Here is a 12,736-nt window from a genome sequence, read left to right as displayed (position 1 = left end):
CCTGGACCGGCTGCCCGGTCAGCCGCTCCAGGCGGGGTGGCGGGGGTCGTCGGCACGAACCAGCACGTCCGCCGTCCCGGCGGGATCGGCCTCGGACTCGTAGCGCTCGAAGGCGGGGAGCGTCCAGTGGTCCGCCTCCGGAGTACGGCGGCGCAGGGCACCTGCGGAGAGGAGGACGTGCACGCTCAGATCGAAGGGGAACCAGTGGCGCAGCAGAAGGGGGCCATGGAGCAACAGAACGGCGCCCGCCGGGAGTTGGACGTAGGGGCTGCGGGTGGCCCGGTCGGTGGCCGGATCCCACAGGTCGGGTAGGACGCGCCCGCTGCCTCCTGGATCGAGCGGGCCGAAGACCTCGCGCCACAGGGCGCCCGTGTCGAACCATCCGCCGTAGTACGACTCGGCGTCCCGCCGCCCGTGCTCCAGGCGCAGCGAGGCGGGCCGCAGAAAGCCCTCGGCGCCGACCACCAGCGAGGGCCTACCGCGCACCCGCAGCGCCTCCCCGACGCGCTCGGCGAGGTCGCCGGGGCGGGCGGCCGGTGCCCCGTCGAAGCCGACGCGCACCCAAGCGCCCGCGTCGGCCGTCCGCAGCCCCGCCAGCCGGTCGGCGAGCAGCTCGGCGAGCCGGTCCCAGGTGATCGCTTCGAGTCGCACAGGCCCCATCATGCCGGGTCGGCGGGGAGCGGCTGCCCGGTGGTCACGATGCCGGTGGTGGCGGCACCGGCGAGCCGTGGCTGTCGTACGCCGATCTCGCCGTAGGGATGGCGGACGAGATCCAGGCCCCCGTGCGGCACCGTACGCGCGTGTCGGTGCCAGCCGGCGAGGAGAAGGAGGGGGCGTCCGGCCGCCGGATCAGGAGGAGGAGCAGGAGGAGCAGGAGCTGGAGCAGGAACAGGCCGACAGGGGAGCCGTGGGCGGGGAAGGGGAAAGTACCGCGTATGGCGCTTCCCTCGACTCCCCACTCCCCCGGCCGACTTGTCGTGATCCAGTCCTTGAAGCGCAAGCGGTGCAGCGCCTGCCGACGTGGGCCGCTGTCACTGCTGGTGCTGGAGAACGGGGCACCGCGCTGCCTGGACTGTGCCGATCTGGGGCACCTGGTGTTCCTGCCGCGCGGTGACACGGCTCTGACCCGCAGATCGCGGGAGGAGAGCACGCTGTCGGTGGTGGTGGTGCGGTTCAACCGGCGCAAGAGCCGCTACGAACGGCAGGGCGTGCTCGTGGAGGAGGCCGCGCTGGCCCGGGCCGAGGCCCGTTGTCTGGCGGACGCGGAGGCGAGGCGTCGGCGGCGGGCACGGGACGCGCGGCGCAGGACCGCTGAGGACGAGCGGTTCGCGGCCGCGTTCGGGGCCGAGATCCTCCGGCTGTTTCCCGGCTGCCCCGCCGAGCGGGCCCGGGCCATCGCGGCGCACGCGTCGGTGCGGGGCAGCGGACGGGTCGGGCGCAGCGCGGCCGGGCGGGCGCTGACCGAGGGGGCGGTGATCTCGGCGGTGGTGGCGGCCGTACGGCATATGGACACGCCGTACGACCAGCTGCTGATGGCCGGGGTGGCGCGCTACGAGGCCCGGCGCCGGATCGCCCCGGCCGTGGAGGGCGTGCTCCGGGACTGGCAGGGGGCCGCGGAGGACGCCGGGTGAGAGGGGCGGGAAGGGCGAGAGGGAGAGGGGGCAGGGGAAGGCGAACACGGACGGACGGCGAGGGCACGGGCGCGGCGCGGTGTCACGGTGCGGCCGGAGGAATCCCGAGGAGCATGGGAGTGACGGTGGTGTCCCGGGCGGCGGCCCGGGACCAGTGTGAGAGAGGGGGGCGTGGCGTGATCGACGGTCCGTACTTCGTACTGGTCGTGCTCGGGGTCCTCGGCACCGGGCTGGTGGCCGGGGTCTTCTGCGGGTTCTCGACCTTCGTGATGCGGGGGCTCGCCGCGTTGCCGCCCGCGCAGGGCGTCGCGGCGATGAACGCGATCAACGTCGCCGCGGTCCGGCCCGCCTTCATGGCGGTGTTCACCGGTTCGGCGGTGCTGAGCGCGATGATCGCGGTGGTGACGTTCGTGGTGTGGCCGGACGCGGGGAAGATACAGCTGTTGCTGGGCAGCGCGCTGTACCTGTTCGGGGCGTTCGGATCGACGATGGTCGCCCATGTGCCCCGCAACGACCGGCTGGCGCAGCTGACCCCGGGCACCGCGGAGGCAGCCGCGTACTGGCCGGCGTACGTGCGTGAGTGGACGTTCTGGAACCACGTCCGCACCGCCGCCTCCGCCGCGGCCGCCCTCGGCTACGTCCTCGCGCTCGCCTGAGCATGCCCCTGGGCGGCGTCCCGGAGCGTCTCGAAGGGGCCTCGGAGAGCCTCGGAGAGCATCGCTGAACCTCCCCGAGGACGCACCTGAGCACCCCCGGAGCTCAGATGCGGAGCCGTCCGGGAGCATGCTGGGAGAGGCCCGTCAGCAAGCGCTGTCCGCCACCCTGCGCGGCCGTCGGCGGGGACGTATCGTGGCCGGAAGAGTGCCGAGATCAGCAGTGCGGACAGGTGCCGCCCGATGACGCACGGCCCGTCGTACACCCGGTGCCTCCGGCGCCCGTACGCGAGGGAGTCGACCATGGCCGATCCCAAGGGGTTCATGACCACGCCGCGCCAGGAGTGGCCGCGGCGGCCCGTCGAGGAGCGGGTGCGGGACTGGGACGAGGTGTACGTCCCTGGCGCTCTGCTGCCCATCATCAGCAAGCAGGCCGATCGCTGCATGGACTGCGGCATCCCGTTCTGCCACCAGGCCTGTCCGCTGGGCAACCTCATCCCCGAGTGGAACGACCTGGTGTCACGGGAGGACTGGCGGGCTGCGAGCGACCGGCTGCACGCCACCAACAACTTTCCCGAGTTCACCGGGAGATTGTGTCCGGCACCGTGCGAGGCGGGATGTGTGCTGGCGATCAACCAGCCGGCGGTGACCATCAAGAACGTCGAGTGCGCGATCGCCGACCGGGCCTGGGAGGAGGGCTTCACCCCTGCGCGGCCCCCCGAGCGGCTGTCGGGGAAGACGGTGGCCGTCATCGGCTCCGGGCCGACCGGACTCGCCGCGGCCCAGCAGCTGACCCGGGCCGGGCACACGGTCGCCGTGTACGAGAAGGACGACCGGATCGGCGGCCTGATGCGGTACGGCATCCCCGAGTTCAAGATGGAGAAGCGGCATCTGGAGCGGCGGATCGAGCAGATGCGGGCCGAGGGGACGAAGTTCCGTACGTCGACGGTGGTCGGGCGTGATGTCGGGGCGGTGGAGTTGCGGGGGCGCTACGACGCCGTCGTCCTCGCCACGGGCGCCACGGCATGGCGGGAACTTCCGGTGCCCGGTCGGGAGTTGAACGGGATACACCAGGCGATGGAGTATCTGCCGCTGTCCAATCGGGTGTGCGAGGGGGATCTGGCGGTCTCGCCGATGTCGGCGGCCGGCAAGCATGTGGTGATCGTGGGCGGTGGGGACACCGGGGCGGACTGTCTGGGGACGGCGGTGCGCGAGGGGGCCGCGTCCGTGACCCAGCTGGACATCTACGCCCAGCCGGGTGCCGAGCGTGACGAGGACACCGAGCCGTGGCCGACGTACCCCAAGGTCTACCGGCTGTCGGCCGCGCACGAGGAGGCGCGTGACCTGCGTACGGCACCGGCCGCGGACGCGGACGCGCGGCTGTTCGCGGCGTCCACGCTGCACTTCGCCGGGGACGGGAGCGGGCACGTACGGTCGCTGCACCTGGTGGAGGTCGACGAGCGGCGGGAGCCGGTGCCGGGCACCGGCCGGACGCTCCCCGCCGACTTCGTGCTGCTCGCACTCGGGTTCTCCGGGCCCGATCAGGGGGACGGGCTGATGGAGCAGCTAGGGCTGGCGCTGAATCCGCGGGGCACGATTGCCCGGGACGACGGGTTCGCGACGAACGTCCCCGGGGTGTTCGCCGCCGGGGACGCGGCGCGCGGGCAGTCACTCATCGTCTGGGCGATCGCGGAGGGGCGGGCGGTGGCGGCGGCGGTCGACCGCTACCTGACGGGGAGTTCACGGCTGCCGGCGCCGGTCTCTCCGAGGGATCGGCCGATGCGGGTGTGAGAGCGTCGCCGGTCTCTCCGAGGGGTCGGCCGTCGGAGGTCTGAGAGCGGCGCCCTGGCCGGGCGGTTCCGAGCGGTTCGACACCGCCCGGCCAGGGCGCCCGGTCGGACGCCGTCGCAGTCGGTCGCCGTCGTGGTCGGTCGCCGTCGCAGTCGGTTCCCCGTCGTGGTCGACCGCCCTCGCGATCGGTCGCCGTCGCAGTCGGTCGCCGTCGCAGTCGGTTCCCCGTCGTCGTCGACCGCCCTCGCGATCGGTCGCCGTCGTAGTCGGTCGCCGTTGCGAGGGAGTGAAGCGAGGGGGCCGGGAGCAGCGGGCTCAGCGCCGCTCGTCCGTGCCCGCCACCTTCCCCGTGGACAGGGCCACGCGGTTCCATGTGTTGATGGTGAGGATCAGGGCGAGGACATGGGCCAGTTCCTCCTCCTCGAAGTGGGCGGCGGCCTCGGCGTACACCGCGTCGGGGACGCCGGCGTCGGCGACCAGGGTCACCGCCTCCGTCAGAGCGAGGGCCGCCTGCTCCTTCGCGGTGAAGAAGTGGCGGGCCTCGCGCCAGACGGCGACCATGTGCAGCCGGTCCTCGCTCTCGCCGGCCTTGCGGGCGTCATTGGTGTGCATGTGCAGGCAGTAGGCGCAGTGGTTCAGGTGCGAGGCACGGATCTGGATCAGTTCGACCAGTGCGGGGTCGAGGCCCGCGCGGGCGGCGGCGTCGAAGCCGACGAGGGCGCGGAAGACCTTGGGAGCCGCCTTCGCGAAGTCCAGGCGGGTGCGGGCGGCGTCGGCCGCGGCGATCCGGGTGGTGGTGCCGGCCGCCGTGGTGGTCGTGTTCGTCGTCATGGCTTCACGTTATGGTCCCGAAAGACCCGCTGTAGGGTGCATTTCCATGACGGAATCGTGGGTCAATTCCGCGGAGCGCATCGGCGCCGATCTGCATCTGGAGCTGTCCGGCCCGGGCGGTCGGCGGGCTGCGTTGATCCGGGCGCTGCGGGAGGCCGTGCGCGGCGGACGCCTGGCACCCGGCACCCGCCTGCCGCCCTACCGCTCGCTCGCCGCCGACCTGGGCGTGGCGCGTAACACCGTGGCGGACGCGTATGCCGAGCTGGTCGCGGAGGGCTGGCTGACCGCTCGGCAGGGTTCGGGGACCCGGGTCGCGGAGCGCGCGGAACCGCTGCGCCGCACCGTACGGACGCCCGTGAAGGCACCCGCACGCGCGCGTGGGCCGCGGCACGATCTGCGGCAGGGCACGCCGGACGCGTCGGCGTTCCCCCGGGCGGCCTGGGCGGCGTCGTACCGGCGGGCGCTGCAGGCGGCGCCGAACGAGGCGTTTGGGCCGGGAGATCCTGCCGGGCGCAGGGAGCTCAGGGAGGCGCTGACGGAATACCTGGCACGCGCGCGTGGCGTGCGGACCGAGCCCGACCGGATCGTCGTCTGCTCGGGCTTCGCGCACGCGCTGCGCCTGCTGTTCGGTCAGGGAGCGGGCGGGATGCTGCGCGGGCCGCTGGGCGTGGAGGCGTACGGGCTGGACTTCCACCGGGGGCTGCTCGCGACGGCCGGAGTGCGCACCGTGCCGCTGCCGCTGGACGAGCACGGCGCCCGGGTGGACCTGCTGGGGCGGGAGCGGGCCGTGCTGCTCACGCCCGCGCACCAGTTCCCGACCGGCGGCCCGCTGCAGCCCGAGCGCCGGTCGGCCGTGGTCGACTGGGCACGCGCGCGCGGGACGGTGGTGCTGGAGGACGATTACGACGGCGAGTTCCGCTACGACCGCAAGCCCGTCGGCGCGCTCCAGGGCCTCGACCCGGAACGGGTGATCCACGTCGGTTCGGTCAGCAAGAGCCTGTCACCGGCGCTGCGACTGGGCTGGATGGTGCTGCCGGAGCGGTACGTCGGGCCCGTGCTCGCGGCGAAGGGCGAGCGGGAGGGGTGGGCTAGCGTGCTGGACCAGCTGGCGCTCGCGGACTTCGTGGTCTCGGGGTCGTACGACCGTCATGTGCGGCGGATGCGGCAGCGGTACCGGCACCGGCGCGACCGGCTCGTCACCGCGCTCGCCGCGCACGCGCCGCACATCGAGGTGACGGGCATCGCTGCCGGGCTGCACGCCGTACTGCGGCTGCCGCCCGGCAGCGAGCGGTCCACGGTGAAGGCTGCCGCGTGGCAGGGCGTCGCCCTCGACGGCCTCGCCGCGTTCCGGCACCCGGAGGCGGCCGCCACGGCGGGCGACGGCCTGGTGGTGGGGTACGCGGCCGCCGCCGAGCACGCCTACGGCGCAGCGGTCGAGGCGCTGTGCGGGGTGCTGCCGCCGGGGTGACGGACGCCGGAGCGTCGTCATCGCGAGCACCGTACGGGCCACCGGGCCACAGCCACGGGTCTACCACTGGGGTACCACCGGGCCACCGGGCCACGGCCACGGGTCTACCACTGGCGGGCCACCGGGCCGCACCCGGGGATCTACCGCTCGCGGGCCACCGCGCCACGGCCACGGATCTACCGCTCGCGGGCCACCGCGCCGCACCCGGGGATCACGCCGTCGTCCTGGCCCGGTACCGGTTCGCCCAGTTCGGGGTGCCACTTGTGGACGATCTCGACGCCGGGCTCCACCAGGTCGAGGCCGGTGAAGAAGCGGGCGAACTCCTCGCGGGAGCGCAGGGCGAGGGTGATGCCGGCCGCCTTGAGTTTCCCGGTGGCCGCCGCCGACTCCTCGGGTGTGAGGTCGGCCGTGGCGTGGGTCATCATCAGGTAGCTGCCGGAGGGCAGTTCGCGAGCTGGCGGGCGACGAGGTCGTGTGCGCCGTCCTCGTAGGGGACGAAGTGCAGCAGGGCGACGAGGGAGAGGGCGACCGGGCGGCCGGGGTCCAGGACGCGCCGGGCGCCGGCGATGATCGCGTCCGGGTCGCGCACGTCGGCCTGCAGGTACTAGGTGGCGCCCTCCGGCGTGCTGCGCAGCAGAGCCGCCGCGTGGGCCGGCACGATCGGGTCGTTGTCGCAGTAGACGACCCGGGCGTCGGGGGCGACCTGCTGGGCGACCTGGTGCAGGTTCGGCTCCGTGGGTATGCCGGTGCCGACGTCCAGGAACTGCCGTACGCCCCGATGGGCGAGCCAGCGCGTGGCCCGGTGCATGAACGCGCGGTTGACCCGGGCCATCACCGGCACCCGGGGGTCGACGGCCAGCATCTGCCGGCCCATCCCTTCGTCGACGGGGCGGTTGTCCTTGCCGTCGAGGTACCGGTCGTACATCCGCGCGGGATGGGGCTTGCTGGTGTCGATCGCCCCGGCCGTCGGGCCCTCCCCTGTCATGCGGCACTCCATGAGTGTCATGGGCGTCTGACGCAATGAATGATCAAGTCGGTACCACGATGAGGAAGTTGAGAAAAAACAACACACGGTCCGGATCAGGACAGCAGGAAGTCGGCCACCCCCGCCTTGGCGCCCTCGATGAACGCGGTCATCTCGTCCGTGGTGCAGATCAGCGCCGGGCCGTCCGGGTCGGTCGACTGGCGCACGGCGATCCGGCCGTCGGCGAGCTTCATCGCCTCCAGGCAGTTTCCGCCGTTGCCGCCGCTCCAGGGCTTGTGCCAGCCCTCGCTGCCCAACTCCCGCGCGGGCATGCCGTTGTAGACGCGTCCGCGCGGCTTGATGCGGTCCATTCACAGCTCCTTGCGGAGATCCCGCAGGATCTCCTTCGTGCGTTGTGCCGTCGCGGCCTGTGCCGCCATGCGGTCCATGACCTCGAGATGGGTCGCCACCTCGGTGCGCGCGTCGAGATAGACGGCCCCGGTCAGGTACTCGCTGTAGACCATGTCCGGCAGTTCTGACATGGCAAATCGGAACAGCACGAAGGGCCCGTACGTCCCCGGGTGCGGCCCGCTCGCGAACGGGGCGACCTGGAGCGTCACATGGGACAGCTTCGTGGCCTCGAGCAACTTGTCGATCTGCGCGCGCATCACCTCCTGTCCGCCGACCGGGCGGCGCAGGGCGGTCTCGTCCATCACCGCCCAGAAACGGGGGGCGTCGGAACGGGTGAGCAGGTCCTGACGTTGCATGCGCAGGGCGACGTGCCGCTCGATGTCCTCCGGGCTCGTCTGGCCGACGGCGCCCGACCTGAGCACCGCGCGCGCGTAGTCCTCGGTCTGCAGCAGGCCAGGGACGAAGTGGGGCTCGTAGGAACGGATGAGGCTTGCCGCGCCCTCCAGGCTCACGTACATCGAGAACCAGTTCGGCAGGATGTCGTGGAACCGCTGCCACCAGCCCGGCCTGTTGGCCTCCTCGGCCAGCTGGACGAAGACCTCGGCCTCTTCGTCGGGGACGCCGTAGGCCTTCAGCAACAGCTGCATGTACGGGATTTTGAGGGCGACCTCGGCCATCTCCATGCGGCGGACGGTGGCGGGGGCGACGCGCAGGACGCGGGCGGCGTCCTCGCGCTTCAGTCCGGCGCGTTCCCGCAGGTCCAGCAGGCGCCGGCCGAGGACCACCTGGCCCACCGTCGGCGCGGACCGCGGTTCGCTCACGCTCCCACCTCCAAATGAATCCCGACAGCCCTGCGGCGCCATTCGAAGGTGCATTCGAAGACCGACTCGGTCTCCGAGGACTTCAATTGGCGCCGCGCGTGGTGCTGTTGCGAGCAGTGTGCCACGGCCCTTCACCGAGTCACACCGCACTCTGCAATTTTCAGAGTGACGCTTGCCAAGTGTTCACGGCGGGGAGATAGTGGCAAGCGTGATTCCGTCCGTGCCCTTAGGAACAGACGCCGCAGACCGTCCCGGTCTCGGTGCCGTACCGGAAGCAGCCCCTCGGTGGGATGCTTCCGGGCGCCGGTTCCGGTTCGAGCTGGCCGCGCATCCGGGTTCCGTCGCTCGGGCAAGACGCCTGGCGCACGCCCGGCTGAGCGGTTGGTCGGTGTCCGCGGATACCTGCGACAGCGCGGCTCTGGTCATCTCCGAGCTGGTCACCAACGCGGTCGTGCACACGGCGAGCAGCCGGGTCGTGTGCGAGCTGCACGACCACGACGACATGGTGCGTATCGCCGTACGTGACGAGGGCTGTGCCCCCGGCGAACCCCATCCGTCCCCGCAGCGGCCCGACGAGGAGCACGGGAGGGGATTGTTCCTCGTCGACGCGCTGTGCAGGGCCTGGGGGGTGCAGGAGCACGGTCCCGGGCTGCTGGTCTGGGCCGAGCTGGCCCGTCAGACCGACGCGGCCCACGACACCGCCGAGCCCCGTAACGACCTGGGCTGGGGCGCGCGCCCCAAGCCCGGCCGCCCCGACGACCCGGACGAGGGCGACGGAACGGAAGCGCACCGCCGCGGGGGGCCCGGGCGGTACGGGGCCGGGGAGCAGCACCCGGCCGACGATCAGCACCGCGCCGGGGACCGGCGCCGCATCGGCGAGCAGCGCCGTGCCGGAGAGCGGCCGTGACCGGCGACACCGGCTCCGACCGGCAGCGTGGCGACAGCTACGACCGCCGGGACGGGAGCACCACCGGTCCACAGGACCCGAACCGCCTCGACCGACCGGACACCGGCACCTCACGGCGGCAGCAGCCCAGCCACCCCGGCCGACCGGACACCAGCCCCGCCGGGCAGCAGGACCCCGGCCTCCCCGCCCCACGGGCCGCCGGCCGCCGTCGGCACAGCATCAGCGGCTGCGGCCGCTACGACACGACCGGCGCCGGCCGGTCCCCCGCACCCGCATCCGGCCGATCCGCCGCCTCCGCACCCGGCCCCGCCGCTGCTCCCGTCCTCGGCCCCAGTCCCCGCAGCAGCCCCGAGCAGGTGATCGGTCTCGACACCCTGGTGCGGTTGCAGCGTCGGCGGTCCGTCCAGGGCACGGCCCAGCGGCTGCCCGTACCCGACGGCATGACCGCCCCGCTCGGTTGTGACGCCGTGGCCGTGCCCGACCGCCTCGGCCCTCTCGTCGTGCCGCTGCTGCCACGGCTGGGATGTGTGTACACCGACGGCGCTCAGTGGTGGTGGATCGTCCCGTCGGACTCCGACTACGCCCTACCCTGGCCCTCCCCCGCCCACTACGTCCCCGGAGCCTTGGTCACCGGCACCGCCCGGCTCATCCACCGGCCGGAGGGGACGGTCCCGTACACCCCGCCGATCCCGCTGTACCTGGCCCTGTGCCGGGTGACCGGGACGGCCCCGGACTGGTCCCGGGCCGTGCCGGCGTAGCGCCGGGGCCGCCCGGCGGCACGCCCGCTCGGGCGACACCAGGGACGGCACCGGCCGGCACCGGCTGACACCACCCGGCACCGGAGCAGTCCGCCCGCCCCCTCTCCGGTCCCTCCTCGCCCTCTCCCTCCTCCCCGACCCGCACCGCGCCCCTTCTACGCCCCCTCCGACTTCGCTCGCGCCCTGCCCAGAGGGTGCCCTCCGCCCGCGACAGTGGCCGTTCCGTCGTGGTGCGGGAGGTCGCGGTGAGCAAGAGGCGGGGGGCGGCCGAGCCCGTGGTGTCCGGTTCGGAGCGGCTGCTGTTCGGGGGGCCGCTGCGCTACGACGTGGGCTGGAACGAGCGCGCGGACGCCTTCCTGGAGCTGAGCTTCCGGGCGATCGTCGTCCGGCTGCCCGGCATGCCGGCCTTCAGCCTCCGGCTGGCCCGGCAGGCCGACGCCGGGGCCGCGCGGACCGTGCCGGCCGCCGAGGTGGGCCGGGGCATGGCCCAGGCGGTCGGCCTGCTGGCCGTGCACAGCGCGCGCGGCAGGCTGCTCACCGGCCCCGGCATCGGCCGTCCTGCATCCGGTGCTGCTGCCACTGCTGGTCACCATGACCCTGCCCAGCGCCTGGGGTGCGCTGACCAACGCCCGGCGCCGCTACGAGTCGTTCCACACCTGGGTCCAGCACGCCCGGGCCGGCCGGCTGATCAGCGGCCTGCTCACCGAGCCCGCCGCCGCCCCGGAGATCCGGGTGCACCGGGTCGGCCCGTTCCTGCTGCGCCACTTCCGGTCCATGTCGGAGACCGCGGAGTCGGAGCAGGCCCGGCTGTCCCGGCTGGCCGCCCGTACCGGTCTGGTCGCGGGGACCTGGACGGGCCTCGCCACCCTGGCGACGTACGCCACGCTCGGCGCACTGCTGCTGGCCGGTGCGATGGCCCTGTCGGTGGCGGGTACGGCGGCGATCGCGGTCCGTACCGGCGCGTCCAGCCTGGACACACTGGTGCTGGAGATCACCAGTTGCACGGGAGGCCCTTTTCGTGGGGGATCTGCAACGGCTGTACATGGAGGCGGCCGAGCGCGGCGGGTACGAGCTGTCCGGCGGGCAGTGGCAGCGGCTCGGCATCGCCCGGGCCGCGTACCGGCGCGGGCGCGTCCTGATCGTGGACGAGCCGACGGCGGCGCTGGACGCGCGGGCCGAGCTGGAGGTGTTCGAGAAGATCCGGGCACTGGCGGGCAGCGGGCAGACGGTCGTCCTGATCACCCACCGGCCGGCCTCGGTCCGCCACGCCGGCCTGGTGCATGTGCTGGAGCACGGGCGGCTGGTGGAGTCCGGTACCCCGGAGGAGCTGCCGGCCGGGGGCGGTGTGTACGCCGAGTTGTACAGGCTTCAGGCGGAGCGGTTCACCGCGCCGAAGGTGCCGGCGGCGAAGCCGGCCTGAGCCGGCTCACCCGGCATCCGCGCGTCCCGCACACCGCGCACCGCGCACGCGGCTCACTCGGCGGCCTCGCCCCCGCGCACGATCACCAGGAACGTGTCCGTCGCGAGGTCCATGACGACCTCCGCGGGCAGGCCTTCCAGTCGCCGTGCGTGCGCGAACTCCTCGGCGGGCCAGGAACCCCGCGGGTTACCGGCGGGAAAGCGCTCGAGCACCGTTCGCCCGTTCACCATCTCGCACCTCCAGAAACGTCGTACCTAGGGGAGTTAACGCCCTGGAGGAGGGAATCGCCTCGCTCAGTCACCCGACTGAGACATTGTCGACACCGAGTCGGCGCGGACCGTGAGAATCCGTTCACGTTGTGACACGAACCGCACGGTCCGTGTCAGTACTCGTACTCGTCGTGCAGGCGGAGCCGCTCGCCGCCGACGGGGCTGCGACCGAGCGCGGTCGAGCAGACCGGCGAGGGTGCCGAGTCCGTCCAGCGCGTCGTCGTACGCCGAGTAGGTGTGGAAGACCCGGTCGTGGTCACGCAGGAAGCAGCTGATGCCCGGCCGCTCGACCAGTTCCCCGCCCGGTTCCGCACCGGCTTCCCCGCCCGGCTCCCCGTCGGCCTCCCCGCCCGGCCTCGCGGTCGCCTCGAAGTCGCGGTTGAAGTCGCAGTGGGACGAGGAGTACCAGGGCACCGCCCAGCCCATCCGCGCCTTGAACGGCAGGATGCGGGTGAAGGGCGCCCTGGAGACCGCCGCGAAGGAGGTGTTGCGGGCGCGCAGATGGGCGAGGTGGCCGACCTGGTCGAGGAAGGCCGAGCAGCAGGGGCAGCCGGTCTCCCACTCCGGAGCGAACATGAAGTGGTGCACGACGAGCTGGGCCCGCCCCTCGAAGAGGTCGAGCAGGGTGGCCTTGCCGTCGCCGCCCTCGAAGACGTAGTCCGGGTCGACCTCGACCATCGGCAGCCGCCGCCGCTCGGCGCCCAGTGCCTCGCGCGCCCGTCTGACCGCCTCCTCCTTGCGCAGCAACTCCTCGCGCGCCGCGCGCCACCGCTCAGGCGAGACGATCTCGGGAAGCGACATGAGCCCTCCTG

Annotated in this window: 12 protein-coding genes and 3 pseudogenes; 7 read left to right on the top strand and 8 right to left on the bottom strand. The window is 73.1% G+C overall.

Annotated features, from left to right (window positions below; genetic code table 11):
* Window positions 1-18: 18 nt before the first annotated feature.
* Together ACIHEJ_RS13400 and ACIHEJ_RS13395 are read right to left on the bottom strand one after the other, a co-directional pair.
* Complete coding sequence (locus ACIHEJ_RS13400) at window positions 19-651, bottom strand: uridine kinase (RefSeq protein WP_400134929.1); 633 nt, start codon at window positions 649-651, stop codon at window positions 19-21.
* Between the two features lie 8 nt (window positions 652-659).
* Window positions 660-791 carry a hypothetical protein gene (locus ACIHEJ_RS13395; protein WP_400134928.1) on the bottom strand — a complete coding sequence of 44 codons (132 nt, stop codon included), beginning with the start codon at window positions 789-791 and terminating at the stop codon, window positions 660-662.
* A 144-nt stretch (window positions 792-935) separates the two neighbouring features.
* Here ACIHEJ_RS13395 and ACIHEJ_RS13390 point away from each other — a divergent pair, with 144 nt between their 5' ends.
* The 3 genes from ACIHEJ_RS13390 (at window position 936) to ACIHEJ_RS13380 (ending at window position 4,075) form a co-directional block, all read left to right on the top strand.
* Window positions 936-1,631 carry a DUF2293 domain-containing protein gene (locus tag ACIHEJ_RS13390; protein ID WP_400134927.1) on the top strand — a complete coding sequence of 232 codons (696 nt, stop codon included), beginning with the start codon at window positions 936-938 and terminating at the stop codon, window positions 1,629-1,631.
* A gap of 176 nt (window positions 1,632-1,807) precedes the next feature.
* The gene (locus ACIHEJ_RS13385; RefSeq protein WP_400134926.1) at window positions 1,808-2,287 is read left to right on the top strand and encodes a DUF1772 domain-containing protein; all 480 of its coding nucleotides are present in this window, start codon (window positions 1,808-1,810) and stop codon (window positions 2,285-2,287) included.
* A gap of 300 nt (window positions 2,288-2,587) precedes the next feature.
* Window positions 2,588-4,075, top strand: coding sequence for a glutamate synthase subunit beta (locus tag ACIHEJ_RS13380; RefSeq protein ID WP_400134925.1), 1,488 nt, complete (start codon window positions 2,588-2,590; stop codon window positions 4,073-4,075).
* A gap of 315 nt (window positions 4,076-4,390) precedes the next feature.
* Here ACIHEJ_RS13380 and ACIHEJ_RS13375 read toward each other — a convergent pair whose 3' ends face one another.
* The gene (locus ACIHEJ_RS13375; protein ID WP_400134924.1) at window positions 4,391-4,906 is read right to left on the bottom strand and encodes a carboxymuconolactone decarboxylase family protein; all 516 of its coding nucleotides are present in this window, start codon (window positions 4,904-4,906) and stop codon (window positions 4,391-4,393) included.
* 46 nt (window positions 4,907-4,952) lie between these two features.
* On the opposite strand from ACIHEJ_RS13375, the gene ACIHEJ_RS13370 reads away from it, so the two are divergent.
* Window positions 4,953-6,374, top strand: coding sequence for a PLP-dependent aminotransferase family protein (locus ACIHEJ_RS13370; RefSeq protein WP_400134923.1), 1,422 nt, complete (start codon window positions 4,953-4,955; stop codon window positions 6,372-6,374).
* Between the two features lie 176 nt (window positions 6,375-6,550).
* Here ACIHEJ_RS13370 and ACIHEJ_RS13365 read toward each other — a convergent pair.
* The 3 genes and pseudogenes from ACIHEJ_RS13365 to ACIHEJ_RS13355 form a co-directional block, all read right to left on the bottom strand.
* A pseudogene (locus ACIHEJ_RS13365) lies at window positions 6,551-7,359 on the bottom strand (SAM-dependent methyltransferase).
* A gap of 95 nt (window positions 7,360-7,454) precedes the next feature.
* Entirely contained in the window at window positions 7,455-7,709 is a 255-nt protein-coding gene (locus ACIHEJ_RS13360; protein WP_400134922.1) for a DUF397 domain-containing protein, read from the bottom strand.
* Window positions 7,710-8,570, bottom strand: coding sequence for a helix-turn-helix domain-containing protein (locus ACIHEJ_RS13355; RefSeq protein WP_400134921.1), 861 nt, complete (start codon window positions 8,568-8,570; stop codon window positions 7,710-7,712).
* A 199-nt stretch (window positions 8,571-8,769) separates the two neighbouring features.
* On the opposite strand from ACIHEJ_RS13355, the gene ACIHEJ_RS13350 reads away from it, so the two are divergent.
* From ACIHEJ_RS13350 to ACIHEJ_RS13340, 3 genes and pseudogenes are all read left to right on the top strand, one after another.
* Complete coding sequence (locus ACIHEJ_RS13350) at window positions 8,770-9,477, top strand: ATP-binding protein (protein WP_400134920.1); 708 nt, start codon at window positions 8,770-8,772, stop codon at window positions 9,475-9,477.
* 356 nt (window positions 9,478-9,833) lie between these two features.
* Window positions 9,834-10,235: a hypothetical protein gene (locus ACIHEJ_RS13345; protein WP_400135144.1), complete on the top strand. Its 402-nt coding sequence runs from the start codon at window positions 9,834-9,836 to the stop codon at window positions 10,233-10,235.
* Window positions 10,236-10,480: 245 nt separating this feature from the next.
* A pseudogene (locus tag ACIHEJ_RS13340) lies at window positions 10,481-11,655 on the top strand (ATP-binding cassette domain-containing protein).
* A gap of 53 nt (window positions 11,656-11,708) precedes the next feature.
* Here ACIHEJ_RS13340 and ACIHEJ_RS13335 read toward each other — a convergent pair.
* Together ACIHEJ_RS13335 and ACIHEJ_RS13330 are read right to left on the bottom strand one after the other, a co-directional pair.
* Window positions 11,709-11,885 carry a hypothetical protein gene (locus ACIHEJ_RS13335; protein ID WP_400134919.1) on the bottom strand — a complete coding sequence of 59 codons (177 nt, stop codon included), beginning with the start codon at window positions 11,883-11,885 and terminating at the stop codon, window positions 11,709-11,711.
* 152 nt (window positions 11,886-12,037) lie between these two features.
* Window positions 12,038-12,725: pseudogene (locus tag ACIHEJ_RS13330) on the bottom strand (DUF899 domain-containing protein).
* Window positions 12,726-12,736: the final 11 nt, after the last annotated feature.

Source organism: Streptomyces sp. NPDC052301 (genome assembly GCF_044593395.1).
Taxonomy (GTDB): Bacteria; Actinomycetota; Actinomycetes; order Streptomycetales; family Streptomycetaceae; genus Streptomyces.
Note: the sequence above shows the minus strand (reverse complement) of the source record. Positions and strands in the feature narration are given on the sequence as shown.

What these genes read in the sequence shown, in the direction of transcription:
- ACIHEJ_RS13390 (WP_400134927.1), top strand. Translation starts at nt 936, where the DNA reads ATGGCGCTTCCCTCGACTCCCCACTCCCCCGGCCGACTTGTCGTGATC.
- ACIHEJ_RS13380 (WP_400134925.1), top strand. Translation starts at nt 2,588, where the DNA reads ATGGCCGATCCCAAGGGGTTCATGACCACGCCGCGCCAGGAGTGGCCG.
- ACIHEJ_RS13375 (WP_400134924.1), bottom strand. Translation starts at nt 4,906, where the DNA reads ATGACGACGAACACGACCACCACGGCGGCCGGCACCACCACCCGGATC.
- ACIHEJ_RS13370 (WP_400134923.1), top strand. Translation starts at nt 4,953, where the DNA reads ATGACGGAATCGTGGGTCAATTCCGCGGAGCGCATCGGCGCCGATCTG.
- ACIHEJ_RS13360 (WP_400134922.1), bottom strand. Translation starts at nt 7,709, where the DNA reads ATGGACCGCATCAAGCCGCGCGGACGCGTCTACAACGGCATGCCCGCG.
- ACIHEJ_RS13335 (WP_400134919.1), bottom strand. Translation starts at nt 11,885, where the DNA reads ATGGTGAACGGGCGAACGGTGCTCGAGCGCTTTCCCGCCGGTAACCCG.